The sequence below is a fragment of the Flavobacteriales bacterium genome (assembly GCA_026129465.1).
Lineage (GTDB): Bacteria > Bacteroidota > Bacteroidia > Flavobacteriales_F > PHOS-HE28 > PHOS-HE28.
This window is the reverse complement of record JAHCIA010000001.1, coordinates 74,924-100,292: the sequence shown is the minus strand read 5'-3', so window position 1 is coordinate 100,292 and position 25,369 is coordinate 74,924. Positions and strand designations below refer to the sequence as shown.

Below are 25,369 nucleotides of genomic sequence, written 5' to 3'. Positions count from 1 at the left end.
CGTTAGCTGATCCACTACCCACCCGCGATCCGCACCAACTCCAGGAATGATCCCGCCTCCAATGCCGCCCCCCCGATCAAGCCGCCGTTGATGTCGGGTTGGCTGAAGAGCGCTTCGGCGTTGTCGGGTTTGCAGCTGCCTCCATAGAGGATGGGGATGGCATCGGCCACGTGGCCGGCCATGCCGCGCAGGATGCCCCGGATGAACCGGTGCATCTCCTGCGCCTGATCGGGGCTGGCGGTGCGGCCGGTGCCGATGGCCCAGACCGGCTCGTAGGCCACCACCAAGCGGGCCATGGCGCTGGCATCCAAGCCACCAAGGGCTTCGCGGACCTGCCGTTCCACCACGGCGAAGTGGTCGCCCGCTTCGCGTTCGGACAATACCTCGCCGCAGCAGTAGATGGGCATCAGTCCACCTTTCAACAGGGCCTCCACCTTGCGCCCCACAGTGGCATCGGTCTCGCCGAAGTACTGGCGCCGTTCGCTATGGCCCACGATGCAGGCCCCCACGCCGATGCTGCCCAGCATGGCCACGCTCACCTCGCCGGTGTAGGCGCCCTGCTGGGCCTCATGGCAGTTCTGCGCCGCAATGGCGATGCGTGTGCCCCGCACCCGCTCGGTGGCCATGGCCAGGAATGGATAGGCCGGGGCCATCACCACTTCAACTTCCCTGGGCAACTTGTCCGCCTCCCCCACCACCTGCATCACCAGGTCCAGCGCCTGCGCACGGTCCTTGTGCATCTTCCAATTGCCGGCCACTATCGTTCGCATCGGGCAAAGATGGGGATCGCCGTCGGCAGACCTCAGCGACAACGCGCTGCATCACCCCCCTGCGGTTGCCATAATCGGCACCATCCCACCGCCATGGAGGTCGTCAAAGAATTTTCGGTCGTGAATCTCGAAGCCCTATACCAGGACGGGGTGAAGCGCATTGCCCTGGGCTTCGGGTACGACAAGGACCTGACCGCGTTGGCCAAGGCCTGTGATGCACGCAGAAGCAACACCGCGCGCTGTTGGCATGTGGCGGACGGCAGCCCCAGCTTGAAGAAGGTGCATGCCACCTTCAAGGGGCACGCCCGCCTGGATGGTGATGCGCTCTTCGGAAAGGCGCCCAAGCAAGCCGGCCCGGCAAGCCAGTCAGGCGCCCAGTACGCCGCTGCGAGCGTGCAGAAGATCTTCAAGGATGCCAAGGCGAAAACGCATATCACCGCACCGGCTTCTGTGCATACCCTCCGCCACTCCTTTGCCACGCACCTGTTGGAGAATGACCCCGATATCCGTTACGTTCAACCCCTGCTTGGGCACAGTTCGAGCAAGACCACTTAACCCTACACGCATGTCAGCACGAAAGCACTTGGCATGAACCGCAGCCGCTTGGATGACCTTGACCTCCAACACACAGGTAGGCTGCACCCACCGCAATAGTGGAATAGTGCTACCTGCCATAGGCGATGTTGTCGCAACTGGTCACACAACCAATTGGTTGACCGCCATTGCGCGCACAGCCGCGCAACAGCGTTCAACTTGTGAATCCGGACGCATTCAGGGAGCACGCGCCTAACCTTGCTCCTCTTACGCCGTCCTCACCCGCGGGTCCAGCACCGCATAGAGCAGGTCCACCACCACGTTCATCACCACGAAAAGGGCGGCGAAGACGAGCACGGCGCCCATGACCACGGGGAAGTCCTCGCGCTCCAATGCGTTGAAGACCTCCAGGCCCATGCCCTTCCAGCCGAAGACGTACTCCACGAAGACGGCACCGGCCAGCAGCGAGGCGAACCAGCCACTGACGGCGGTGAGCACGGGCATCAGCGCGTTGCGCAGGCCGTGGCGCAGCACCACCTGCCGCTCGCTGAGGCCCTTGGCGCGGGCGGTGCGGATGTGGTCCTGGGAGAGCACATCCAGCAGGCTGCTGCGCGTGAGCTGCACGATGACCGCGAGCGGCCGGATGCCCAGCACGAAGACCGGCAGGATGGCGTGCTTCCAGTTGTAATAAGGCCCGGTGAAGGGGTCCACATCGCGCAGGCTGCCGCTCATGGGCAGGTTGGTGCCGGGGAGCGAAAGGGAGAAGGTGGCCCAGGGCCAGTGGAATAGCCAGCCGAGGAGGTAGAGCGCGAGGAGGAGCAGGGGCAAGTGGCGAGCCTGCCTGCCGGCAGGCAGGTGGGCCAGTGGGCCAGTTGAGGCCCTCGAGGTGTATGGAGAATTGGTAAAGCGGAGGGTGATCCACAGGAGAAGAGCGAGGAGGGGCAGCACGGGCAATGGGATGCGTTCGTACCACACGAAGCCGCCGAGCCAGGCGACGAGCACGGCGACGAAGAAGCTGGGGCCGGCCATGCCCAGGGCGCTGATGCCGAGCAAGGCGCTGTCCACCCAGGTGCCTTGCTTCACGGCGGCCCAGGTGCCCATGGCGAGGCCAAGCACCACAGCGAGCAGCATGCTGAGCACGGCAAGGATGGCGGTGTTGGGAAAGGCCTCGCCCAAAATCTCCGACACTCCCCGCCTGCTCTGGTAGCTGAAGCGCAGGTAGGGTGCCTTGAGGACGAGGAGCTTGTCGCCGCCCACGGGTAGCGTGGCCGCCACGGCGTAGCGTTCGGCGTCGAGGTAGGCGGGGCGCTCGCGGTTGGCGCGTTGCATGAGGGCCACCGGGCTGAGGTCGTTGAGGTAGAGCAGGTAGCGGGTGCCCAAAGGCAGTCCCAAGCCAAGGTCCTGGCGGATGGCGGCCAGGGCCTCGGGGCTGCTGCGCTGGTCGGCGAGCATGCGCGCGGGGTCGCCGGGCTTGAGGTTGAAGATGAGGAAGACCAGGCTCACCACGCCGAAGAGCACCAGCAGGCCGTTGAGGAGGCGGTGTGCGAGGTAGTGCAGCATCGGTCGTCCGTTGTCAGTTGTCGGTGGTCAGGCTTCCGGTGTCACTTTCGATGGGACAGCGCACTGATCGGCATCGGCCAACAAGCCCCTCTCGGGCAACTTGGATCCGAATGTCTCGCCTGCCGCACAAAGAACCGCATCGTCAGAAAAGAAAGCCCACCTGGACCGGTACTGACAACGGACACCGGTGCACCGGGACTCCCTACAACCTGGCCTTCGCCTCCTCGAAAGCAGGCGTATCGTTCGCGTGCCACAATCCTTTCACCACACCCTGCTTCAACAAGACCACCGCAGGATTGGCGCGGGCCATGGTCTTGATGGTCTTCTCATCGCACTGCAGGAAGTCGAAGGGCAGCTGGTGCTCGTGCCGGAACTCCTCGATGCGGTCGAAGCCATTGGCGCTTACGCCGTAGACGTACCAGCCGTTGGCGAAGGCCTGCTCGGACAAGGTGCGGATGCGCGCGATGTTGCTGGTGGCGCTCTTGCGGGTGTCGTAGGTCAGCACCAGCAGCACCGGGCCTTCCTCGGCCAGGATGTCGTTGGTCACGTCCATGCCGTCGATGTCGGTGAGCACGAAGTCCTGCACCGGTGAGTCTATGCCCGGCTCCAATTCCACGATGCGGCGGTCCACGTACTCATAGTCCTCATCATCCCAAGGGTATGCGCCGCTGGCATCATACTCCTTCACCTCACCGGTGGGGACGTGGCGATACAGCATGTAGATCCGCTGCACGGGCGGCCGGCCCATGGTCTTCTGTTCGGCGATGCTCTTGCCGATGGCGTATGGCCTGTAGTCGCGCACAGGCAGATGGTTGATGCACCACCACGAGAACACCAGTGTCATCATGGTGGCGAACGCGGCGGCGGCCCACTCCGCGCGCTGACCCTGCATCACCCGTTTGATGATGAGGTAGCCCACGGATCCCACCAGGGTGAACCACACCGGTCCCCACCAGGTGAAGACCCAGCTCCACACCGCCACCAGGGCCAGGGCGAAGGGCAGCAGCACCAGGTCCTGCGCGGTGGTGTTCCAGGTGATGCCCGGCTTGCGCCACGAGGCGATGAACAGCGGCAGGATGAACACGAAGAGAACAGCATCCTTGGCGAAGCTCTCCCAAGGCGTGAGGCTTCGGCCCACCGAACCCTTCATGGCATCGCCGAAGCAGCCGCAGTCGGTCACGCAGGTCACGCCACGGGTCACTTCCTGCCCATTCACCAGCACCGTGTAAGTGGCGGAAGGATCGCATGTGGCGGTGTAGGCGGTGAGCCAGCCGAAGAAGACGGTGAGCACCACCAGCGCCGAGGTGGCCAGCCGCATGCGGCCGCCGAAGATCACCGCGAAGCCCAGGACGATCTCCGCCACACAGGCCAGGATGGCGAGCGTCAACGCCCATGGCTCCAGGAAAGGCAGGTTCAGCGCGCTTTCAGCGAAATACTCCTCCAGCTTGTAGGAGAAGCCCAGCGGGTCGTTGGCCTTGATGAGACCACTGACGATGAAGAGCGGGCCGACGATCAATCGGGAGATGAGGAGCAGTGCGCGCATGCTTTCCGGGCGTATGGTTCGCGGCGAATTTAGGCCCGGCCCCGGTGGCCCGCCGTGGGATCAACAAGTGGTTCACAGTTGAAGGGCGGCCAAGGTCTGGGAAGTGAAGGTGCTGGATGCGACGGTCGGCACATCCTGTGGGCTCAGCCAACCTCCATCGGCCTCAGCCGGCTATCGACCTGCGCCCGCCGGCTTGCAACATGGCACGTATGGACAGCAGGTGATGGTCATCGTGTTCCGCCAGCCAGGTGGCCATGTCCACCACGCTCATCATCATCCTGCTGCACGGGTGCTCGGCCCGGTGGTCCAAGGCACCGGGATCCAGTTCGGTGAGGCGCTCCACGAAGTAGGACCGTTTCAGCCGGAACTCCTCCAGGACATCGCCCAGCGCACGGCCCGTGTAGCCCGGGAGGAGGCGGTCCTGTCCCTCCAGATCGATGTGGCACAAGCAGGGGCGGCGCGCCGCGAAATCCTCCACACGCTCATCGAAGCGGTCCTGCAAGTGCACCAAGTGGCCGATGTGTTCCAGCACGCTCCACCGGCCCTGCATGCGCATGCTCAACTTCTCCGGTGCCTCGTGCATGGTCAGGGCCATCAGGCGGGCAGGTGTGCCCAGCAAACGTTCCAGCAGCGCGGGCAACTCCCCGGGTCCCCTTCCGAAAGGCAGTTCGCGCCGTTCCCAAGGCGTGATGTGGATGGTCATGCGGGCAAAGTAGTGGCCGCCATGGTCTCTCCGGCGACCGTTCATCGGTCTTGACGTTGCGATGACGCGATGCGCTGCTTCGGCCGTCGTATCAGTGGCGCGTGGTGCCCACCGGCAACCGGGTGCCACGATCGGCGATGGCCGCCTGCCGCAGGGCCACTTCCGCCATCAGGCGGTCCACCTCGGGGCGGATGCGGCGCTCATAGTCGGCGTTCCAGGCGATGTGGCCGGTCATGGGGGTGAAGCGTGCCATCCCCATGGGCATGTCGAACCAACCCAGGTCCAGCCCTTCCACCGGTTCGAAGAGGGTCATTTCCACCTCCAGGTCCGTGGCGCGCTTGTCGTCCGCCCAGGCCGGTCCACTGGTGTCCACGGTGAAGCATTTGGTGACACGGCCCGGCGCGCTGAAGCGGATCACGTAGTGCGCGTTGTTGTCCAGCCGGACGCTATACCTGCCGCCCGGCCCCGTGTGGAACACATGCTGCTTCTCCCCGTTCTTGTACACGCGCACCAGCGCCTCCTGAAGTGGCTCACGCGTGCGGTGGTCCGAGACCAGGCCATGCACGCGCAACTCCACGGCCCAAGTGGCGGAGGCCAGTCCGAACGCGAGGAGCGATGTCAGCAGATGGAGCCGCATGGAGCGGGGCCGAAGGTAGCCGCGCCCTGGACGGCGATGCCAGCGATGACGGGCCGCGCAGGGTGCTTCTTTCCCACGATCGGCTGTTGAACACCGGCCAACCATAGCCTGGGTGGCCGTGTTACATTTCCGCTGCATCATCATGCGCACTGCCATGCTCCTCCGCATCCGTTCGGCGATCGCCTTGGTGGCCCTTTCCACCTCCGGGCTGTTGCCCGCGCAACTGGATCGCCGCTTGGACGCGATCCAACTGATCCAACAAGGCGACATCGCCCTGCGTCTCGGGAATTCCGAGCAGGCCTATTTCCATTACACCAACGCCATACAGAAGGATCCCGCCTTCGCCGACCCGTACATGAAACGTGCGGCGCTGCTGACGCGGCTGGGGCAATACACGCAGGCGCTGGCCGACATGGACCTGGCCTTGAAGCTCAACCCCATGAGCGAATACATCCATGACCGCCGGGCCAAGGTGCGCATCCTGCTGAGCGACCACAAGGGAGCGGAAGTGGACATGGTGGAGGCGCAGCGCATCGCCCCATACGACGAGATCCTGCGCAAGGCACGTGTGGACGAATACCTCGCCATCGGGCGGCCCGACCAGGCGCTTGGCGAATTGGACACCCTCCTGGCCGGTTCTCCCGAGGACACCTTGTTGCTGCTGAAAGCGGGCTTCACGCACCTGCGGCTGGACGACCCTGGGCGCGCCCAGGCCATCGCCGACCGGGTCCTGGCCGGGCAGCCCAACAGCACACTGGCCCACGACCTGCGCGGCATGGCCCAAGCCCGGCGTGGCGAGCATGCGGAGGCCATCAGATCCTTCAGCAAGGCCATCACCCTCGCCCCCACCTGGCCACAGGCCTGGTTCAACCGCGGACTGTCGCACCGCGCGCTGGGCGAAAAGGACAAGGCCCTGGCCGACATGGACAAGGCGGTGTCACTCGGCCAGGGGGAGGTCACCTTCCTGTACAACCGTGCCTTGGTGCGCAAGGAGACCGGTGACCTGAAAGGCGCCCTGCGCGACTATGATGAAGCCCTGGTGCGCGATGCCGGCCACGCCGACCTGCTCTTCAACCGGGCCTACACCTTGAAGTTCCTGGGGGAACACCTGGGCGCCATGCGCGATGCGGAGGAAGCTTTGCGCCGCGCGCCCGATGACCCGGACGCCTGGAACCTCAAAGGGGACCTTCACCTGCTGCTCAGCGAATACCCGGAAGCCATCGAACATTATTCGCGCGCCATCCAACTGGACAAATACCCTGCAGCGCACTACTACGACCGTGGCCTGGCCTACCTGATGAGCTACCAACTGCTGCAAGGCTGCGGCGACCTGGAGCGAAGCCGCGATCTGGGCCTCGAAAAAGCCGCGGACGCGATCAGGTATTTCTGCGGCTTCTGATCTTCGCGCCCATGCGGATCGCTTCCCTGATCATTCCCCTTGTCGCGGTGCTTCAGGCATCGGGCCAACCCGCGCCGGAGACGGCGGTCATCCAGGTCATCGACCGCTTCTTCGCCGCGATGGCCGCCCGGGACACGGCCGCCATGGCCGCGACGCTCACCAACGACGGCGTGTTCCATGCGGTGCTCACGGAGGATCCGGACCGCCCCCCGATCGCCGTGACGCACCAAGCCTATCTCGCCTCCCTGGCCAATGGGGAGGGCGATTGGCGCGAACGCTACTGGCATCCCGTGGTATACGTGGACGAAGGCATCGCCACGGTGACCATGCGGTACGACTTCCACGCCGACGGCCGGCACAGCCACTGCGGCGCGGACGTCTTCACGCTGGTGCTGGACCGAGGTACATGGAAGATCGCCGGAGGCGTGTACACGATGCGGCGCATGGATTGCCCCGACAGTCCGCTGGGGCCGTTGGAGGGTGGACGTTAGCTGTGCCTGCCATTCATCTTTCCCATAGGCATCATGGTCACATGAGCACATGGTCACAAGAGCCCATCCTCACATGGGCACATAATCACATGCCTCACCCCTTCCCCTCGTCCAACTGGATCATCGCGAAGACGGCGTAATTCACAATGTCCAGGAAGTTGGCGTCGATGCCTTCGCTGACGAGGGTGGCACCCTGATTGTCCTCGATCTGTTTGATGCGCAACAGCTTCATCAGGATCAGATCCACCAGCGAACTTACGCGCATGCTGCGCCAGGCCTCGCCATAGTCGTGGTTCTTGCGCGTCATCAGGTCGCGGGCATGCCGCATCCGATCGAGCACCAGGGCGGTGGCCACTTCCGCGTCCATGTCCGGCGTTTCGGCCACGCCGCGCTCCAACTGCACCAGCGCCATGGCGGCGTAGTTGATGATGCCGACCAATTCGGGCCGGATACCCTCTCCCACCTTGCTCTCCCCCACCTGCTGCAAGGTGCGGATCCGCTGGGCCTTGATGAAGATCTGGTCAGTGAGCGAAGGCACCCGCAGGATGCGCCAGGCCGTACCGTAGTCCCGCGCCTTCTGCCCGAAGAGGCGGATGCACTCCCCCATAATGGCGTCGTATTGCGCGAGGGTCTTGTCCATGCCTGTGCGAAGCGGGATCTTGTGCCCCGTGACGGAGCGCGGCGAAGATAGCGGCCCCTTGTGGCGCATGAAGGACCGGCTGGTACGACCGCGGTTCCCGCTGGTGATGGGCATTCTGAACGCCACGCCCGACAGCTTCCATAGCGCGAGCCGGGTGGACGTGGACCATGCGCTGCGCGCGGCGGAGACCATGCTGAGCGAAGGTGCCGCCATCCTCGATATCGGCGGCATGAGCACGCGGCCGGGCGCTGAGGAGGTGCCGGTGGAGGAGGAATTGCGGCGCGTGCTGCCGGTGGTGGAGGCCGTGCATCGCCGGTTCCCGGAAGCATGGCTCAGCATCGACACGTATCGCGCAACGGTGGCAAGGGCCGCTGTGGAGGCCGGCGCCGGCCTGGTGAACGACATCGGCGCCGGCCTGTTGGATCCCTCCATGCTGTCCACGGTTTCCGCTTTGGGGGTACCCTATGTGGCCATGCACATGCGGGGCATGCCACGAACCATGCAGCAGGAGCCGCGATACCATGATGTGGTGGCGGAGGTGACCTTGTTCCTCGCCGAAAGGATGCGGACGGTCCATGCGGCCGGCATCGCCGATGTGGTCCTCGACCCCGGCTTCGGATTCGGCAAGACCACGGCGCACAACCATGCGCTGCTGCACGGCCTGCCCAGCGTCAAGGCACTTGGTTCGCCCGTGCTCGTGGGCCTTTCGCGCAAGCGCATGATCAACGAGGTGTTGGGCACATCGCCTTCAGAAGCGCTCAACGGCACCACGGTGCTCAACACCATCGCCCTGCTCAAGGGTGCGGACATCCTGCGTGTGCACGATGTGCGTCCGGCCGTGGAATGTGTGCGGCTCGTGGCCCGGGGAAAAGGTCAGAAGTAGGTGACCTTCTTCTTGCGCCTGACGGTGGAGGATGACCCCTTGCGGCCGTTGCTGCGCGTGGCGCGTTCGTACTTGTCCAGGGCGCGCTCATAGTTGATCATCACCCGGTTGATCTCCGCTCGGCGTTCGTTGGTGAAATCCACGTTCCAATTGAGGTTGCGCACGGAATGCTTGTAGCTGGCCAGGCCCACCGGCTGGTCGAAGGCCGAGTGGTCGAAGCCCTCCAGCCAACGGAACATGGTCATCTGCAGGTCCATGTCGAAAAAGGGAACGTCGGGTTTCAGCGGGATATCGCGCGCATCGATGCGCACGTACTTGGTCACCAGATCGTTGCGGTGGAACCACACCTGGTAGTCGTATCCGCGCTCCAGATAGAGCTCATAACGGCCGTTGGTCCCGGTCACCACGGTCTCCCGCTCGATGCTGTCCTTCACCAGACGCACCTGCACACCCTTCATGGGCGCACCGCTGAAATACTCGGTGACCATGCCATGGAGATGGATGTGGAAAGCCTTCGCCGAGGGAGCATGCCCGGCGAAGAACGACACGAACAGGATGCCCCTCAAGATCCACCCGCCCACTGCCCGTCCTGCCCATGCGCCCATCATCATCATCGTGGGACCAAAGGTACCCGATGCCATGGGGGCGCAACAACGCCGTGCGATACGCCAATGGCTCCGTTCGCACACCTTTGCCGCAAACCGCCACCCATGTTCCTGAACCTGCGCGCGAACGAGAATTTCCACATCGTCCTCTGGTTGCTGAAGGACCTCTGCTGGGTGATGGACCTGCACCTGGCCGGGGTGATCATGGTGGCGCCCACCGTGGGCATGGCGGGCTGGATCGCCTGGCAATGCCGGAAGGACGCTGGTGAACTGCTCCATAGCCTGAGCGTGGTGCTCTGGATCCTGGCCAACTCCGTGTGGATGATCGGGGAGTTCTTCTACGACGATGGCACCCGCCCACTGGCGGCGTCCTTCTTCGTGGCGGGCCTGCTCACAGTGAGCTGGTATTACGCCGTGATGCTGCCGCGGCGCATGCGCCGAGCGCGGTACACGAAGGACACAACTCCTTGACCTTCGCTTCACACGCACGATAAGGTAGTGTCTCACTTTGAATCCGGGTAGGCCAGCTTCACGATATCGGCGATCGTCATCACGTCATCCGTCAACCCTGCTTCCATTGCAGGCGTGACGCGCAGGGTCTTGTGGATGCGCACGAAGTTGTAATGCACGAAGTGCAATGCGATGGCGTAGCAATGGTTCTCCACCTTCTTGCTGAAGGCATTGGTGAGGCGGGTGAAGCGGCGCATGGCCATCCGCATGGTCAGGTTCTGCCGTTCCACGTGTGACGTGGAGATCAGCGTTTCGTCAGGACGGCCGCTCACTACATTGAGGCGCGTTCCAGTGCATTCGGCGGGGCTGTACCGCTTTTCGTTGCCCTTGCCTTCGGCCGACCCATAAATCTTCACCAATTGGGCGTAGTCGATGGACTGGCCGAAGATGGCATCGACCGCACCAGCGTAGACGCCGTGACCGTCCGTAGTCATTTGCATGCGGGTGTTGACCCGGCTGCGAACATCCGTTAGGAACTCATAGGCGGCGTGTGCATCGCGGCTACCTACGAACCATGAGATCATCAGCTTGGTATCGCTGTCCAGTGCCGTCCACGTCCACACGTCACCAGCCCCATTCATGTCCTCGGTGACGTTCTTCTGCTTGGCGTAGACGAAGGACCAGATCTCGTCACACTGGACGTTGCGGGCGTGGACCTTTCGCACCGTCTCATCGTGGAACTTCTCACAAGCCCGCCCCACATCCACCAGCAGCTTGGTGACGGTGTTGATGGACACGTCGCACACGCGGGACGTGCTGCGCAGGCTGGACCCCTCAACGAGCATGTTGATGATCTGGACTTGTTTGGCAAGGGGGAGGCGGTTCATGGCGTGGTGTCTTTGACGGGTCAAAGATATGTATACATAGCGGTATGCACAAATGTCTATTTGGATCTTTATTGCGGGTTGCCATACCTTGCACGCAAGAAAGCCGGGGTTGTGGCCCCGGCTTTCCCTGAGAAGCGTACACTCCGCTTAGGATGCTTGCCCTCGTGGCAAGTCCCAATCGGCCCAAGCGTCCGCCCTCATGTACCGCACCGGCGCCCTGTACCCGTCCCTTCCAATGGGACGGGGGTTCATGGGACCGACAACAGTATTACCGTAGAGCCCGCGTCAGATTATTTTTTCCACCGTCGCATAGCGGCCTTCTTGGCGATGGCTTTGCGCTTAGCTGCGGTTAGGCTCTTGGCGCGGGCCTTCCCTCCTAATTTGCCCAAGGCAACGGCTGCGGGGTTGCGCTTGTCCTCGGATACCGGGTCAGTGGTCTCCCCTGTGGCTATGTCCACGATGCTCTTGGCGCGTTGGTTCGTATCGCGCGGTCTCTTTGGCTTTGGCATGGCACGAAGGTACGATCCGGAGCATGCTTAGCGGTAAGCTGCGCAGGGTCAGCGGCTTTCAAACTGAGACACTACCCACGATAAGGTCCCGGCTAACTTCGCGGCCTGCCATCCGCAGGCATGGCATGAACGCCGTTCCTGCGGGACCCGCGACCAACGACCATCATGCGCGACCCCCTCGCCCCCACCAGGCTGCGCATCAAACGCACCTTGCGGATCACCCTGGCCTGGGTGCTGGTGGGGCTGCTCTCCGGTCTTTGGGAGCACAACACATTGGTGGCGCACGGTGTGGAAAGTCTGCTCATGGACCGCCTGGACGCGCGCTTCCTGCCCAGCTTGCTGGCGGGGCTGGCCGGAGGTGGCATCTACATCTTCATGCTGCGCGACCGGCTGCGCAAACTGGCGTACTTCAAAGCGCTGGGCGTCATGTCCTTGTTGATGTTCGCTGTGATCGTTTTCACAGGAGCGTTCTGGCCGGCCTGGCAACAGCAGGAGCATCCGCTTTCGGAGGCCTTCACGGACCGTCTTCTCGGTTTGAAGTTCCTGGGGCAATACCTCTTCTGGACCCTGCTCATGGGCGTCAGCATGCTCATGGTGCGCCTCAACGACCAGTACGGCAACGGTGGCATCGGCTACCTCACAGGCCGGTACCACAAGCCGCGCCAGGAGATGCGCATCTTCATGTTCCTGGACATGCGCTCGTCCACGGCCATCGCCGAGCGCATCGGCCACGTGAAGTACTTCCAGCTGCTGAACGAGTTGTACACGGAGATCACCGACCCCATCGTCTACTCGCGCGGCGAGATCTACCAGTATGTGGGCGATGAGATCAGCGTGAGCTGGCCGTTGCGGCGTGGACTGCGGCGCCAGCGCTGCGTGCGCTGCTTCCTGGACATCCGGAACAAGCTCCACAAACGCGCCGCCCATTACCAGGAGCGCTACGGCCTGGTGCCCACCTTCAAGGCCGGTTTCCACTATGGGCAGGTCACCACGGGTGAGGTGGGGCTGGTGAAGCGTGAGCGGATCTTCAGCGGCGACGTGGTGAACACCGCGGCCAGGATCCAGAACACGTGCAACGAATACGGTGTGGACAACCTGATCCCCAAGGCCCTGCTGGACCTGCTGCGGCTCCCGGCCAGTTATCGCCTGCGGGAGATCGGCGCCATCGGGTTGAAAGGCAAGCGCGAACCCATCAGTTTGTGGACGATCGTCCACGACGAGGTAGGGACCCCGGAACACCAGAGCACCGGCGCGGGCGCATCGCTGTCCGCCGCACCACCGGCCTGAGCGCAGGACCGGTCAGGGTTCCATCCGCCTGGTCCGCTCCAGCGTGTGCACGCGCACCTCGCGCCGCCTGCCTTTCACGGGCACCACATGCTGCGGTCCTATGCGGAATCGCTCCGCGGCGGCCGGCACACGGTCCAGCAACTGCGCGGACACCAGGATGTCCTCGTCCATGGTGCGCGCCAGGTCAAGCATGCGCGACACGCTGTTCATCACGTCACCGCTCAGGTCGATGGCGCGTTTGATGTGGCCCACCTGCGCGCTGATGACACGGCCGCCATGCACGGCGCAACGGTAGCGCGGCACCTCACCGAAGTCGCGCAGCAACACCTCCCGGTGGGCGTCTATCCGTTCCATGATGTCGAAATACAGGTCCAGGCAATTCTGGTCGCGCACGCCGATGCGCATGGGCCAGGTGATGATCACCTCATCGCCCACGTACTTGTGTATGTCGGCCTCGTTGCGGAGCACGGCGTCGGTCATCAGCGAATAGGCGGTATTCAGGAAGCGGTAGTAGCGCAGGTCGCCCATGCGCTCGGCCAGGGAGGTGCTGCCCACCAGATCGATGGCCAGCACCACGCGTTCCTCGGTCTTGGGCCTTTCATAGCGGCCCAGCAGGAAACCCAGGAACATGCGCCGGCCCATCCACTCTTCCATCTGCACCACCAGGATGGCGATGGAGGTGACCACCACCACACGCAGCACCAGCTGGTAGAAGCCGCCCATGCGGAGGAAGCCCAGCAGGCCGCGGTCCTCCATGCCTTCCAGCACGGGCAGGCCACCGGATCCCATGGGCAGGGTGATGGCGATGAGCGCGATGGTGAAGAGATTCACGGCGAGCACCTTGCCCAGGAACTGCAGAGGCACGGCCAGAGCGCGGAAGCGGCGGCCGAAGAGGAACTCCTCCAGCACACCGGTCCACAGTCCCAGCAGTGCCCAAACGCCCAGCGTGGCATCGATCGGCAGGCCGCTGAACAAGGTGAGCACCCAGGCCACGCCCACGGTGACCAAGCCGTACTTGGCCACCTTCCTGAGCTTGTATCGGGTGATGGCGCGCAAAGGGGCGCGAAAGTACGCTGCTGCCAACCGCCGAATGGCCCGTGGGCACCCCGTACTTTGCCGCATGCCGCCGGGGATCCGCACATTTCCACCGCTTACCATGCTCGCCGTGGTCTGGGCCGGCTGTGGCCGGGAAGAGGAAGCGCCTCGGTTTCCCTTCGTGTTGGACGGTCCGGCGATGATCACCAACCTGGAGCAGGACAACCATTTCACCGGAAGGGACCTGGTGGTGAAGAGCATCGCGGAGTATGGAGCCATGACCATCGACCTTCCGCCGGACTTCCACATTACGGCGGAGAACCTGCACCACTGGATGATCGGCTGGGGCGAAGAGCGGCGCTACCACGATGCGGGCTGCGAGAATCTCCGTGCGATCGAGGCCATCAGGTCCGGGGTCATCGTTCCGGGTGCTCCGCTGCGCGGTGAAGGCCTGCCGCGCAAAGGCCAGCGCGTCGCATTCTGGAACCGGGAGCCCAGCGGCTTCCGACACGTGGTCCCGAAGCCGGTCATCGATCCGGCTTGGTGGCCGGGCTTCGCGGGGAAGAGCGTCCACTTCGCCCCTGTGGCATTCGACCAGGCCATGGGCCGCTGGGTGATGTTGCTCAACGAATGCGACACGAACACCGCGCGGGTCTATGCGGCCACTTCCTCCGACATGGTCCATTGGGAACCGGCCGCCGAAGGGGAACCAATGCTGCACGGTGCGGACTTCGCACGCTGCGCGTGGGCGAACGGTGGCATCTTCCAGGGCGTGGAGCGCACACCCTACGTCTCCGACCTGGTGCAACACGCGGGGCGATGGCACCTGTTCCTGGATGGTTTCGATGCGGTGGGGCGGCGGCAAATCGGCTTGGCCATCTCAAGATCATCCGCGCTGGGACCATACGAGGTGATGCCCGATGCCATCATCGCCCCCGGCCTGCCTCGCACTTGGAACGACTCCGCCTGTTTCTACCCCAAGGTGAAGCCATACGGCAACGGTTTCATCATGTTCTTCGATGGACTTTCATCGGAAGGCGTGGAGCGCGTGGGCATGGCCACCAGCAAGGACCTGCTGCGGTGGGACGAACATCCATCCCCCGTGCTCGAACATCATGTGGGTTGGCGCGGTTCGCCGGCCACGTCGGAACCGGCGCATATCGAAGTGCGTGGCGACTCGATCCTGCTGCTGGTGGCCGGCAGGATGGCCTTCCGTGACGGCTGGTGGGAGCATCGTGTGACACGCCAGGCCTACAGGGGCCGCTCCGGGAATGTGGACGACGCACAACTTGGCGTGTATCTCTCGGTGGATGGTGGCCGCTCCTTCCGACCGCACCGCAACAATCCGGTATTCGTGAACGACCATGCGCACCCACCGGAGAACGAACACCTCGGCGGCAACTTCAGCGTGATCGATACCGACAGCATGACCTTCCTGCTTTACCAGGCCAAATCGAGCCAGGGGGGGTGGAAATACAATGTGATGCTGCGAGGAAGACGGAAGTGATGGCGACTCTGGATCCATCTTTACCGCATGCCCGGAGATAGCTTAAAGCGATGGCTGAGCTGGTTGTACCCCATGCCGGTGGAGACCGTGGAAGGCAAGCACGGCACACTCAGCATCCGCTGGGAATACGGCCGCAAGGTGCTCAACAGCACGGAGGCCAACCAGAGTTTTGGCAGCCTGCACAGCGTGTGGCAGGAAGCCTTCCGGCAGGCGCGCATCGCTGACGCCCCGCCGGATGATGTGCTGTTGCTGGGCCTGGGCGCCGGCAGCGTGCCCCATATCCTCCGCCATGAGCTACGCTTGGATGCGCCCATCACCGCTGTGGAACTGGATCCCGTGGTGGTGGATATCGCGCAAAGACACTTCGCGTTGGATGAGATCGAAGGCCTGGGCATTGTGCTCGGTGACGCCACCGTGCAGGTGCATGCCCTCCCGGAGCGTTTCGGCCTGGTGGTGGTGGATCTGTTCGACGACCTGGACCTGGCGCGAGGCGTGGACACGGCGGGCTTCGCCCACGCCCTGCGCGCACGCTGTGCCATAGGCGGTATCGTGCTCTTCAACACCGTTGGGTACGATGATGCCAGCGCGACGCGCTGCGGCCGTGTGCTGGATCATCTGAGGCAGGTCTTCGGTGAGGTGGAGGAACTGCGGCTGGAGGAGGTGAACCGGGTGTTCATCGCCCGTTGATAGCCTCAGGCGACGTGGACGGCCCCATTCCCGTCAATGGTCCGAACTTTGTCCTGTGCGCGCGTTCCTGATGTGGGCCTGTTCCGGATACCTGTGGCGATACCTCGGCGTGTCCGCCCTGCTGGTGGGTGTGGCCCGGATCCATGCGCAGCCGATCTGCGCCATCGACATCGGTCCCGACCAGACCATCTGCCAGGGGGAGTCCGTGACGCTCACCGCGCCGCCGGGCTTCAGCAGCTACCTCTGGAACACCGGCTCCAACCAGCAATCGATCACGGTGGGCACAGGTGGTGTGTATTCCGCCCAAGTGAGCTACCCCTCCGGTGAGTTGGTCGTCAATGGCAACTTCAGCCAGGGCAATGTGGGCTTCACCACGGAGTTCACGCTGAACAGCAACCTGAATCTCGGTGACGGCTACTATTGGATCGGCACCAACGCCGCGAGCCATCACCCGCAATTCTTCGGCACGGGCGCCGGCCAGTTCATGATGGTGAACTCCGGCTGGCTTTCCGCGCTGTTCCTTGTATGGTGCCAGGAAGTGCAGGTATGCCCCGGACAGACCTACACCCTCTCTTACCGCGCCCGCACCTTGAGCAATGCCACCCCAGCCCGGCTGCAGTGGTGGATCAATGGCGTGCCCAGCGGACCGGAGGTGACCCTGCCCAATTTCAGCCAAGGCTGGCAGACCATCAACCACACCTGGACCTCACCGGCGGTACTCACCACGGCCAACATCTGCCTGCGCGCCATGAGCGGCGATGGCATCGGCAACGACTTCGGGCTGGATGACATCTCCATGCAAGGCACCATCGTGCTCACTGATGCGATGACGCTGACCGTGACACCGCTGCCGCCTGTGGACCTGGGCCCGGACGTGACGCTGTGCCAGGGCGAGAGCCTGATCCTGGATGCCGGCGTGGCCGGTGGCAGCTACCTGTGGCAGGACGGCAGCACCGGCCCCGGCTATGTGGTCAATGCGCCCGGCAGCTATTCGGTGACCGTGACGGCCAACAATTGCTCGGCGTCCGACCAGATCACGGTGAACTACAACCCCTTGCCACCGGTGGACCTGGGACCCGATGTGACCCTCTGCACCGGGGAGACCCTGGTACTCGATGTCACCACGCCGGGAGCCACCTACGCCTGGCAGAATGGCAGCACCAGTCCCACCTTCACCGTGACCGGACCCGGCCTATACAGCGTAAGCGTCACCGTGGGTGGTTGCACTTCCTCGGACGCGATCCAAGTGGATCAAGCGCCACTGCCCGTGGTGGATCTGGGATCGGATCAAACCCTATGCGCTGGGCAATCCGCGCTGCTCAACGCCACCTTGCCCGGTGCCAGCTACCTGTGGCAGGACGGAAGCACCGGACCCACTTTCAACGCCACCACTTCCGGCACCTATTCCGTGACCGTGACCTTGGGCGGTTGCAGTGCTTCCGACGCGGTGGATCTGCTCTTCAACCCGTTGCCCGTTGTGGACCTGGGTCCTGACCTGAGCGTTTGTCCGGGTACGACCGTGGTATTGGATGCCACCGTTCCCGGCGGCAGCTATCAGTGGAGCACCGGAGCGCAAACCCCCACGATCGCCGTGGATCAGCCCGGCGACTACAGTGTAACGGTGACCGCGAGCGGCTGCCAGGCCAGCGATGCGGTGACCATCACGCACCAAGCCCTGGCCCCGGTGGACCTGGGGCCTGATGTGACCCTGTGCGCAGGCGGTACGGTGGTCCTGGACGCCACCGTGCCCGGCGCCAGCTACCTGTGGAGCACGGGCGCACAAACACCCACCATCACCGTGGGAAGCAATGGCACATACAGCGTCACTGTGACCCAGGGCAGTTGCTCGGTGGACGCCTCGGTGCAAGTGACGGTTCTGCCCGTGCCACAAGTGGACCTTGGACCCGACCTGACCCTGTGCCCCGGTGCCACCACCTTGTTGGACGCCACCGTACCCGGCGCCAGCTACCTCTGGAACACGGGCGCACAAACGCCCACGATACAAGTGACCCAAGGCGGCACCTACAGTGTTACAGTGACCAACGCTGCGGGTTGCTCCTCCACCGATGCCATCAACGTGGTCTATGTGACCGCTGACGCCGTGGACCTCGGCCCGGACGTGAGCCTGTGCCAGGGCGAAACGATCACCCTGGACGCCACCCTGCCCGGTTCATCCTACCTGTGGAGCACAGGCGCGGTGACACCCACGATCACCGTGGGAACCGCTGGCACCTATTGGGTTCAGGTGACGCAAGGGCCATGCACCGTGAGCGACACGGTCCAGATCGCGGTGGTCGCACCCGGGTCGCTGGACCTTGGCCCTGACATTTCGATCTGTGCGGGATCTTCCGTCGTGCTGGACGCCACGCTGCCAGGGGCCAGCTACCTGTGGAGCACGGGTGCCACCAGCGCCACCATCACAGTTTCGGCCGCAGGCAATTATTCGGTGACCGCCACGGTTCAGGGTTGCTCCACCAGCGATGCGATCAATGTGTCGGTGACCCCGTTGCCGGTGGTGGACATCGGCGGTGACCAATCGCTTTGCCCGGGCAGCGAAGTGGTCTTCGACGCCACCACGGAGGGCGGTACCTATTTGTGGCATGATGGTACCACGGCCCCCACCTACACCACGGGTACCGCAGGTGCTGTTTCGGTGACCGTGACCGTGAGCGGATGCAGTGCCAGCGTGGGCGCATCGGTCATCGCGGTGGAAGGCCCCGTGGTGGCCTTGGGTGCCGATACCACGCTCTGCGAGAACGCTTCGTTGTCGCTTGATGTGACGCAACCCGGCGCTTCCTACTTGTGGGATAATGGCAGTACCTCTGGCACCAGGACCATCACCGGCGCAGGCACGTATTGGGTCCAGGTGGAGCGCAATGGCTGCATCGCTGCGGACACCATCGAGGTGGCCGTCTTCTCGGCCGCCACCATCGACCTGGGCGCACCTTTCACACTATGTCCTGGGCAGACGGCCACGCTTTCCGTCCAGGCGCCCGGCGCGTCCTTGCTTTGGAATACGGGCGCCACGTCGTCTTCGATCGTCATCGATCAAGGCGGTACCTATTGGGTGCAGGCTTCCGTGGCCGCCTGTACGGCCAGTGACACCGTGGTGGTGCACATGCCCGTGGTGCCGCAACCCGATCTGGGGCCTGAGGTGAAGGCGTGCGCGGGCGACACCGTTGAGCTGGTGGTGGATGCGGCAGGTGCCGACATCCTGTGGAGCAACGGCAGCGACGCACCATCGATCTCGGTGAACAGCGGCGGCACATACACGGTGACGCTGACGGTGGACGGCTGCGGCCTCAGCGATGCGGTGCTCGTGACCTTCCTGCCCTTCATTGATGCCATCGACCTTGGACCGGACCGCATCCTCTGTCCCGGCGCCACGGCCGTGTTGAACGCCTCCGTGGGAGGTGACGCCACCTACCTCTGGAGCAATGGCTCCACCTCACCCGCCATCAACGCGACGCAACCCGGGGTCTACACCGTTTCGGTCATCGGCACCTGTGTGGACGCGGAAGGCCAGGTGGAACTCATCGCCGGCGACTGCGGACCGGCGGTCCACGTACCCAACGCCTTCACGCCCGATGATGATGGCGTGAACGATCTATTCCTACCCTTGGTGGCCGGTGATGTGGAGAGCTACCGCCTGGAGATCTTCGACCGTTGGGGCGAAATGATCTTCAATGCCAACGACCCCACGATCGGTTGGGACGGCACCTTCGGTGGAAAACCCGTGGCCGATGGCGTTTACGTGTGGCGCTTGGTCTACCGCGCGGTGACGGACCTGGGCGCGGTGAACGAGCAGCTCATGGGGCACCTGACGCTAATCCGCTGAGGCCGACCCGAAGCCTTCCTCCTTCCAGATGAAGCGGCCATCCTTCAAGCGGATGTAGCCCAGCTTCCCGCCCAGTTCCACACGTGCGATGTGGGCGCTTTCAAGTACCACGCTTTCGTAGGTCAGGGACATCACTTCGCGGCCCAGTTGGTCAACCAGCCCGGTGCCTGGATCGCCGGTGGCCTGATAAAGGCCTTGCCCGACCTCCTGCAAGCCGCGGTACCGCGGTACGATCACCTCTTTGCCGGTGCTGTCGATCAAACCGATTAGGTTGCTGGCCCGGACACGAGCGTATCCCGCGACCATCTCCCAGGCCTGATCATAGCGGTTGTCGAACAGCAGCGTGCCATCGCGGCGGGCATAGCCCCATTTGCCGCGCTTGCGCACGGGCACCAAAGCGCCTGTGGGCGGGCCGATCTCCGTGTACTGGCAGGGCAGCACCTTCTCATTGCGCATGTCGATGAGGCAGCGCTTGCCGCCCTGTTGCACACGCGCGAGCCCTTGGGTCGGATCGCCCCATCCGGTGATGCCCTCGGGTGCTTCATACTGTAGGGGCACCACGAAACGCCCCGCCTCATCCACGTAGCCTGCCTTTCGGTCGCGCACCACCAGGGCCACGCCGCCGGAGAACGGACCCAGATGCTGGTTCACCGCAGGCATCAACTCATCGCCGAAGGGGCTGATGATGCCCATGAGGCCCTTGAGCCGCACGCGCGACACGGTGCCGTCGAAGCCCTCCACCCAATCGTAGCGCGGCGGCACCACCACATTGCCGCGCGTGTCGATCACGCCGAACAGGCCTTCCTCCTCCACCACTGCCAGACCGTTGCGAAAAGTGCCTGCGGACGTGTACCGGAATGGGACCACTTCCTGCCCACGCGCGTCGATGTAGCCGTACTTACCCTCCCGTGCGGCGTAGGCCAGTCCTTGCGAGAGATCGCCGACGTCCTCGAAGATCATGGGCACGACGATCTCACCATTGCGGTCCACCGCACCGGCTCGGTTGGCGCGCACCACCGTGCTGGTCCCCTCGGCGGGGTCCAGGACATCATCGAACTCGATGGGCACCACTACGCGGCCCTGGCGGTTGATCGTGCCCATGCGCCCATCGCGGCCCACCAGCGCCTGTCCGCCCTCGAATCGTTCCACCCACTCATATTCGGCCTTGATGCGTTCCACGCCCTCATCGTCGATGAAGCCCCATTTCCCTTCGCGCCGGAATGGCAGCAGGAACATGCTCGCGGTGCGGTAGTCGTCCACCAGTTCCTCCACGAATGGATATTCCGGATGCTCCTGCAGGAAACGCGTGATGGTGCCAACGCTCAGATCGCGCGTGTAAAGCTCATAGATCGCCCGCCAGGCGTCGGACACTTTGTGGTTGCCGGGATGCGAACCGATGAACCGGCGGTACTCCTCCGCTGTTCTGCGCGGGGTGCTCAGGCGGTAGACCTCCTCCTCCGCCTGCCGCACCCACGGACTTTCGGGATGCGCACGGATGAAGCCCACATAGGAGTCGACGTCCCGATCGGCGGTGGCCTCGCGGTAGATGGCCTCCTGCAGCCTGGTGCGTGCCTCGAAGACCTCGCGTGCGCGCGGGTAGCGGTCCAGGAAGTTCTGGTAGGCCGCCGCGGTGTTCGCATCGCGCGCCACTTGGAAAGCCAGATGATCGCGCACCAGGGTGGCATCGGCGACGAACGGACTGCCGAGATGGGTCTCGATATAGCGGTCGTAAGCGGTGATGGTGTTCTGCGCCTTGGCGATCTCCCACGCGAGCGCATGCACATGGTGGCGCTGCACGGCGATCGCCTGCTCATCCACCCCGAGTTTCGCGGCGGCCGCGCGCTGCTTCTCACTGGCCACGCCATAGGCCGCATCGCTACGCTGGATGAAGGCGTAGGCCGAATCGGGCTGGAAGAAGGGATTGTCGGCCCGGCCACTGATGACGCTCAGGCCATACCAGGAAGGCAAGGGATGCTTGCGCGACTGCTTCAGGAAGATCTCGCGCGCAAGGAAGTAGTTCTTGATCTCGAGCGCTTGGAAGGCCTTGTCCAGGGGGCCGGCGAAAGATGGCGCCACGAGGAGAAGGGCGCCTGCGAGGAGAAATGGACGCGGTGATCGCCGGAACATGGAACACAAAGTTAGACCCCGCTTGAAGGCGACTGGCCCACCTTTGCCCACCGGCTTCGACCGGGCCATGTTGATGGAACGCCGCATCGCACGCATCGAAAGGCTGCTCACCCGGCGCAATGCCCGCGTGGTGCTCGTGCTGCTGGCGGGTCTGTCCATCGTATTCGGGCTGGCACTGCGCAACGTGCGGCTGGACCATGACTTCGAGCGCTTCTTTCCCACGGACGATCCCGAACTGGACCGCTACCTCGCCTACCGCGAACGCTTCGGCCACGACAACGACCATCTCCTCCTCGCGCTCACCCACGAGCCGTCCGTTTGGGATCTGGAATTCCTGCGCGATGTGGACCGGCTGCATGGCGAACTGGCCGTACTGCCCGATGTGATCTCGCTGATCGGCCCCACGCGACTGGAGGAACCACGCCTCACACCCGTCGGACCATTCACCATTCCCTGGATCCGTCTGGAGCACGACAGCACACTGGCCGCCGATCGTGATCGCCTGCTGCGCGATGAACGTCTGCGGGACCACTTCCTGTCCAATGATGAGCGCTCCCTGCTGCTGGTGATGCGCACCGCGCCGAACCTGAGCAAAGAACGCAGTGATGAGCTGCTGGAAGCGGTGGAGGCCGTAGTGGCGCTAAGCGGCCTGGGCGAGGTGCGTATGGGCGGCAGGATCCACGGCCAGTACTGGTACATCATGAAGATGCGCCGCGAACTGGTGGTCTTCTTCTCTCTTTCAGTGGCGTTGCTGGCCCTGTTCCTGGCGATCGGATTCCGCACGCTATGGGGTGTGCTCGTGCCCATTGGCGTGGTGGGGCTCACCGTGCTGTGGCAGGTGGGCGTGATGACGCTGCTCGGCCGGCCGCTGAGCATCCTCACCATGCTGCTGCCCACCATCCTTTTCGTGGTGGGCATGAGCGACGTGGTCCACATCCTGGAGCGGTACATCGCCGCCCTGCGCAACGGCCACGACAAACGCCGCGCACTGGCCATCAGCTACCATGAGGTCGGTCTGGCCACCTTCCTCACATCGCTCACCACCGCTATCGGTTTCGGCACCTTGCTCACCAGCGGCATCGCGCCCATCCGCGAGTTCGGTCTGTACACCGGGGCCGGCGTCTTTCTCGCCTTCGCGCTGGCCTTCACCCTGCTGCCCGCCGTGCTGCTGCTGGTGCGCACGCCGGTGGCGGCACAGGTGGACGAACGGAGGAGCACCTGGTATCCGTTGTTGCATGCCTCCTTCCGCTGGGTATTGCGCCACAGGAGGCGCATCCCTTGGGCCTTCGCCGCCGTGGCCGTTCTGAGCCTGCTCGCCATCACCCGGCTCAAGGTGGACAACCAGTTGCTGGAGGATTGGCCCGAGGACGATCCACAGAAACAGGACTACTACTGGTTCGAGGATCGCTTCGGGGGGGTGCGGCCTTTCGAGATGGAGGTGACCATGACGGACCCTGCAAGCACCGTCTGGGACCTGGAGCCGCTGCGCGACATGGAGGCCGTGGAATATCACCTGGCCACGGTTTATGGGGTTCGGGGCATACTGTCTCCCGTGACCCTGGTGAAGACCCTGAACAAGGCCAGCCACGCGGGTGACGAGACCTACTACCGCCTTCCTGAAGAAGCGGGTGAAGCACACCGGCTTGTGCGCCGAGCCGGGGCCTTTGCCGGAGGTGATGACATGGCCAGGCTCGCGACGCCTGACGGCAGGATCGCGAGGATCAGTGGGCGCATGGTGGACGAAGGAGGACATGTGCACATGCGCCGCAACAAGGTGCTTGATTCCTTCATCCGGGAACGGACACGACCCGAGATCGCCCGCTTCGACCAGACCGGAATGGCTTTCCTCATTGACCGAAGCAACGCGAAGCTCAGCGGCCAGTTGATCGGCGGGCTGTCCATCGCGTTCTTTCTCATCGCGGCCATCATGGCCCTGGTATTCCGGGACCGGCGCATGACCCTGGTGGCCCTGCTGCCCAACATGTTGCCCCTGCTGGTGGTGGGCGGCTTCATGGGCGCGGTGGGCATCGACATCAAGGTGAGCACGGCCATCATCTTCACCATCGCATTCGGCATCGCGGTGGACGACACGATCCACATGCTGGGCAAACTGCGCATCGAGATGCTCAAGGGCCGCTCGCCCGCCTTCGCCATGCGCCGCGCTTTTCTTTCGGCCGGCAAGGCCCTGTTGATCACGAGCATCATGCTCCTTTCAGGCTTCATCGCGCTGGTCTTCTCCGGTTTCGCCAGCGTTTACTACATGGGCCTGCTCGTAAGCCTCACACTGGCCACCGCCTTGGTTGCCGACCTGGTGCTCCTGCCCATCCTAGCCCTGCGCCTGCTGCGGCGCGGACGTTCACCGGCGGCCTTACCTTAGGCCGAAAGCCCCGGCCATGTCCATCCGAGTACTCTGGGCCATCCTCATGATCGCCATGTTCGTGATCGTGGCCCGCATGATACAGCGCTCCAACGCCCGGCGGAAAAAGAAACGGAGGCCCTGAGCCTCCGTCCTTGTGGAATTGGCCTATCGCTGTCGATCAGTGCAGCGAGCCATAAACGGACTTGAAGTCCGGCTCGCCCATGAAGTGCTCCTTGCCGATCTCCATATACTGCCGGGCCTTGTCGCGCATGCCCTTCTCCACCATGTGGTCCGAATAACGGATCAGTGCCGACTTCAGTGCTTTCTTCTGGTCGGCGGGCAGGTTGCCGATGTCGCCCGCGCCCTTCAATGCCTTGTCGAACTCCTTCAAGCTCACGTCGGCCTCGCGCACCAGATTGCCCTTGTACTGCGTGATGGCCAGCAGCAGCCAAGGACCGGGGTTCTCGGGGTAGTACTTGGTCATGCTGGTGAAGACCTGCCGGGCCCGGCTCAGGCCCTTGGGGTCGTCCAACAGGTTCTCGCCTTCCTCCAGACCCGCCAGGTTGAGTGACATCCAGAAATCCTCGTAGTTGTTGAAGAACTCCAGTTCCTTGTCCTTGCGGCGGTATTTCTCGGCCCACTTCGATGCTTCGCGTCCCGCCTTCGGGTAGTCCTTCAGGTATTTCTCCTGCTTGGACATCTCGTGGAAGCACATGGAGATGTAGAGGAAGGGCAACGCATCGCGTTTGGTGGCATCGTTCAGGGTATAGCCTTCGGCCTTTGCGATGCACTTCTCGTACTTCTCGTCCACGTACATCACAAGCAGGTCCTCGTAAACATGCTTCTGCGCGTGGACGGCGAGTTGGGCGACAGTGAACAGGGCAAGGAGCGTACGCTTCATCATGGTCATCGGAATAG

At 63.7% G+C, this 25,369-nt stretch carries 21 protein-coding genes; 10 read left to right on the top strand and 11 right to left on the bottom strand.

Annotated features, from left to right (window positions below; all coding sequences use genetic code 11):
* Positions 1 to 14 precede the first annotated feature (14 nt).
* On the bottom strand, positions 15 to 770 hold the full coding sequence (gene tpiA, locus KIT10_00465; protein ID MCW5897714.1) for a triose-phosphate isomerase: 756 nt from the start codon (positions 768 to 770) through the stop codon (positions 15 to 17).
* A gap of 9 nt (positions 771 to 779) precedes the next feature.
* On the opposite strand from tpiA, the gene KIT10_00460 reads away from it, so the two are divergent.
* On the top strand, positions 780 to 1,325 hold the full coding sequence (locus KIT10_00460; GenBank protein ID MCW5897713.1) for a tyrosine-type recombinase/integrase: 546 nt from the start codon (positions 780 to 782) through the stop codon (positions 1,323 to 1,325).
* Between the two features lie 246 nt (positions 1,326 to 1,571).
* Here the strand turns inward: KIT10_00460 and KIT10_00455 are convergent, their stop codons facing one another.
* The 4 genes from KIT10_00455 to KIT10_00440 form a co-directional block, all read right to left on the bottom strand.
* Positions 1,572 to 2,633, bottom strand: coding sequence for an ABC transporter permease (locus tag KIT10_00455; protein MCW5897712.1), 1,062 nt, complete (start codon positions 2,631 to 2,633; stop codon positions 1,572 to 1,574).
* A 433-nt stretch (positions 2,634 to 3,066) separates the two neighbouring features.
* Complete coding sequence (locus KIT10_00450; protein ID MCW5897711.1) at positions 3,067 to 4,407, bottom strand: DoxX family protein; 1,341 nt, start codon at positions 4,405 to 4,407, stop codon at positions 3,067 to 3,069.
* A gap of 163 nt (positions 4,408 to 4,570) precedes the next feature.
* Positions 4,571 to 5,110 carry a DinB family protein gene (locus KIT10_00445; GenBank protein ID MCW5897710.1) on the bottom strand — a complete coding sequence of 180 codons (540 nt, stop codon included), beginning with the start codon at positions 5,108 to 5,110 and terminating at the stop codon, positions 4,571 to 4,573.
* Between the two features lie 91 nt (positions 5,111 to 5,201).
* Positions 5,202 to 5,747, bottom strand: a complete 546-nt coding sequence (locus KIT10_00440; protein MCW5897709.1) for a hypothetical protein — start codon at positions 5,745 to 5,747, stop codon at positions 5,202 to 5,204.
* Between the two features lie 154 nt (positions 5,748 to 5,901).
* Here KIT10_00440 and KIT10_00435 point away from each other — a divergent pair, with 154 nt between their 5' ends.
* Together KIT10_00435 and KIT10_00430 are read left to right on the top strand one after the other, a co-directional pair.
* A complete protein-coding gene (locus KIT10_00435; GenBank protein ID MCW5897708.1) occupies positions 5,902 to 7,146 on the top strand; it encodes a tetratricopeptide repeat protein in 1,245 nt (414 codons plus the stop codon).
* 11 nt (positions 7,147 to 7,157) lie between these two features.
* A complete protein-coding gene (locus KIT10_00430) occupies positions 7,158 to 7,637 on the top strand; it encodes a DUF4440 domain-containing protein (protein ID MCW5897707.1) in 480 nt (159 codons plus the stop codon).
* Between the two features lie 94 nt (positions 7,638 to 7,731).
* Here the strand turns inward: KIT10_00430 and KIT10_00425 are convergent, their stop codons facing one another.
* The gene (locus KIT10_00425) at positions 7,732 to 8,277 is read right to left on the bottom strand and encodes a DUF1599 domain-containing protein (GenBank protein ID MCW5897706.1); all 546 of its coding nucleotides are present in this window, start codon (positions 8,275 to 8,277) and stop codon (positions 7,732 to 7,734) included.
* A 67-nt stretch (positions 8,278 to 8,344) separates the two neighbouring features.
* Between KIT10_00425 and folP the strand changes: the two genes are divergently transcribed.
* On the top strand, positions 8,345 to 9,160 hold the full coding sequence (gene folP / locus KIT10_00420; protein MCW5897705.1) for a dihydropteroate synthase: 816 nt from the start codon (positions 8,345 to 8,347) through the stop codon (positions 9,158 to 9,160).
* Here folP and KIT10_00415 read toward each other — a convergent pair.
* Positions 9,151 to 9,648 carry a hypothetical protein gene (locus tag KIT10_00415; protein ID MCW5897704.1) on the bottom strand — a complete coding sequence of 166 codons (498 nt, stop codon included), beginning with the start codon at positions 9,646 to 9,648 and terminating at the stop codon, positions 9,151 to 9,153. The two genes, folP and KIT10_00415, sit on opposite strands and share 10 nt — an antisense overlap.
* A gap of 222 nt (positions 9,649 to 9,870) precedes the next feature.
* On the opposite strand from KIT10_00415, the gene KIT10_00410 reads away from it, so the two are divergent.
* Positions 9,871 to 10,236, top strand: coding sequence for a hypothetical protein (locus tag KIT10_00410; GenBank protein MCW5897703.1), 366 nt, complete (start codon positions 9,871 to 9,873; stop codon positions 10,234 to 10,236).
* A 32-nt stretch (positions 10,237 to 10,268) separates the two neighbouring features.
* Here the strand turns inward: KIT10_00410 and KIT10_00405 are convergent, their stop codons facing one another.
* Positions 10,269 to 11,102 carry an IS1 family transposase gene (locus tag KIT10_00405; GenBank protein MCW5897702.1) on the bottom strand — a complete coding sequence of 278 codons (834 nt, stop codon included), beginning with the start codon at positions 11,100 to 11,102 and terminating at the stop codon, positions 10,269 to 10,271.
* Positions 11,103 to 11,776: 674 nt separating this feature from the next.
* Between KIT10_00405 and KIT10_00400 the strand changes: the two genes are divergently transcribed.
* On the top strand, positions 11,777 to 12,898 hold the full coding sequence (locus tag KIT10_00400; GenBank protein ID MCW5897701.1) for an adenylate/guanylate cyclase domain-containing protein: 1,122 nt from the start codon (positions 11,777 to 11,779) through the stop codon (positions 12,896 to 12,898).
* A 12-nt stretch (positions 12,899 to 12,910) separates the two neighbouring features.
* Here the strand turns inward: KIT10_00400 and KIT10_00395 are convergent, their stop codons facing one another.
* Positions 12,911 to 13,954 carry an adenylate/guanylate cyclase domain-containing protein gene (locus KIT10_00395; protein ID MCW5897700.1) on the bottom strand — a complete coding sequence of 348 codons (1,044 nt, stop codon included), beginning with the start codon at positions 13,952 to 13,954 and terminating at the stop codon, positions 12,911 to 12,913.
* Positions 13,955 to 14,054: 100 nt separating this feature from the next.
* Between KIT10_00395 and KIT10_00390 the strand changes: the two genes are divergently transcribed.
* Genes KIT10_00390 through KIT10_00380 form a run of 3 tightly spaced genes read left to right on the top strand, consistent with a single transcriptional unit; the run spans position 14,055 to position 19,965 of the window.
* Positions 14,055 to 15,440, top strand: coding sequence for a hypothetical protein (locus KIT10_00390; GenBank protein MCW5897699.1), 1,386 nt, complete (start codon positions 14,055 to 14,057; stop codon positions 15,438 to 15,440).
* A 27-nt stretch (positions 15,441 to 15,467) separates the two neighbouring features.
* Positions 15,468 to 16,127, top strand: coding sequence for a fused MFS/spermidine synthase (locus KIT10_00385; protein MCW5897698.1), 660 nt, complete (start codon positions 15,468 to 15,470; stop codon positions 16,125 to 16,127).
* Between the two features lie 55 nt (positions 16,128 to 16,182).
* Entirely contained in the window at positions 16,183 to 19,965 is a 3,783-nt protein-coding gene (locus KIT10_00380) for a gliding motility-associated C-terminal domain-containing protein (GenBank protein ID MCW5897697.1), read from the top strand.
* On the opposite strand, the gene KIT10_00375 is transcribed toward KIT10_00380, so the two are convergent.
* Entirely contained in the window at positions 19,954 to 22,092 is a 2,139-nt protein-coding gene (locus KIT10_00375; GenBank protein ID MCW5897696.1) for a WG repeat-containing protein, read from the bottom strand. The two genes, KIT10_00380 and KIT10_00375, sit on opposite strands and share 12 nt — an antisense overlap.
* Before the next feature lie 73 nt (positions 22,093 to 22,165).
* On the opposite strand from KIT10_00375, the gene KIT10_00370 reads away from it, so the two are divergent.
* Positions 22,166 to 24,469: an MMPL family transporter gene (locus tag KIT10_00370; GenBank protein ID MCW5897695.1), complete on the top strand. Its 2,304-nt coding sequence runs from the start codon at positions 22,166 to 22,168 to the stop codon at positions 24,467 to 24,469.
* 160 nt (positions 24,470 to 24,629) lie between these two features.
* On the opposite strand, the gene KIT10_00365 is transcribed toward KIT10_00370, so the two are convergent.
* Positions 24,630 to 25,352 carry a hypothetical protein gene (locus tag KIT10_00365; protein MCW5897694.1) on the bottom strand — a complete coding sequence of 241 codons (723 nt, stop codon included), beginning with the start codon at positions 25,350 to 25,352 and terminating at the stop codon, positions 24,630 to 24,632.
* Positions 25,353 to 25,369: the final 17 nt, after the last annotated feature.

What these genes read in the sequence shown, in the direction of transcription:
- KIT10_00385 (MCW5897698.1), top strand. Translation starts at nt 15,468, where the DNA reads ATGCCCGGAGATAGCTTAAAGCGATGGCTGAGCTGGTTGTACCCCATG.
- KIT10_00375 (MCW5897696.1), bottom strand. Translation starts at nt 22,092, where the DNA reads ATGTTCCGGCGATCACCGCGTCCATTTCTCCTCGCAGGCGCCCTTCTC.
- tpiA (MCW5897714.1), bottom strand. Translation starts at nt 770, where the DNA reads ATGCGAACGATAGTGGCCGGCAATTGGAAGATGCACAAGGACCGTGCG.
- KIT10_00425 (MCW5897706.1), bottom strand. Translation starts at nt 8,277, where the DNA reads ATGGACAAGACCCTCGCGCAATACGACGCCATTATGGGGGAGTGCATC.
- KIT10_00460 (MCW5897713.1), top strand. Translation starts at nt 780, where the DNA reads ATGGGGATCGCCGTCGGCAGACCTCAGCGACAACGCGCTGCATCACCC.
- folP (MCW5897705.1), top strand. Translation starts at nt 8,345, where the DNA reads ATGAAGGACCGGCTGGTACGACCGCGGTTCCCGCTGGTGATGGGCATT.
- KIT10_00455 (MCW5897712.1), bottom strand. Translation starts at nt 2,633, where the DNA reads ATGCAACGCGCCAACCGCGAGCGCCCCGCCTACCTCGACGCCGAACGC.
- KIT10_00365 (MCW5897694.1), bottom strand. Translation starts at nt 25,352, where the DNA reads ATGAAGCGTACGCTCCTTGCCCTGTTCACTGTCGCCCAACTCGCCGTC.
- KIT10_00400 (MCW5897701.1), top strand. Translation starts at nt 11,777, where the DNA reads ATGCGCGACCCCCTCGCCCCCACCAGGCTGCGCATCAAACGCACCTTG.
- KIT10_00430 (MCW5897707.1), top strand. Translation starts at nt 7,158, where the DNA reads ATGCGGATCGCTTCCCTGATCATTCCCCTTGTCGCGGTGCTTCAGGCA.
- KIT10_00445 (MCW5897710.1), bottom strand. Translation starts at nt 5,110, where the DNA reads ATGACCATCCACATCACGCCTTGGGAACGGCGCGAACTGCCTTTCGGA.
- KIT10_00405 (MCW5897702.1), bottom strand. Translation starts at nt 11,102, where the DNA reads ATGAACCGCCTCCCCCTTGCCAAACAAGTCCAGATCATCAACATGCTC.
- KIT10_00415 (MCW5897704.1), bottom strand. Translation starts at nt 9,648, where the DNA reads ATGGTCACCGAGTATTTCAGCGGTGCGCCCATGAAGGGTGTGCAGGTG.
- KIT10_00450 (MCW5897711.1), bottom strand. Translation starts at nt 4,407, where the DNA reads ATGCGCGCACTGCTCCTCATCTCCCGATTGATCGTCGGCCCGCTCTTC.
- KIT10_00410 (MCW5897703.1), top strand. Translation starts at nt 9,871, where the DNA reads ATGTTCCTGAACCTGCGCGCGAACGAGAATTTCCACATCGTCCTCTGG.
- KIT10_00440 (MCW5897709.1), bottom strand. Translation starts at nt 5,747, where the DNA reads ATGCGGCTCCATCTGCTGACATCGCTCCTCGCGTTCGGACTGGCCTCC.
- KIT10_00390 (MCW5897699.1), top strand. Translation starts at nt 14,055, where the DNA reads ATGCTCGCCGTGGTCTGGGCCGGCTGTGGCCGGGAAGAGGAAGCGCCT.
- KIT10_00370 (MCW5897695.1), top strand. Translation starts at nt 22,166, where the DNA reads ATGGAACGCCGCATCGCACGCATCGAAAGGCTGCTCACCCGGCGCAAT.
- KIT10_00435 (MCW5897708.1), top strand. Translation starts at nt 5,902, where the DNA reads ATGCTCCTCCGCATCCGTTCGGCGATCGCCTTGGTGGCCCTTTCCACC.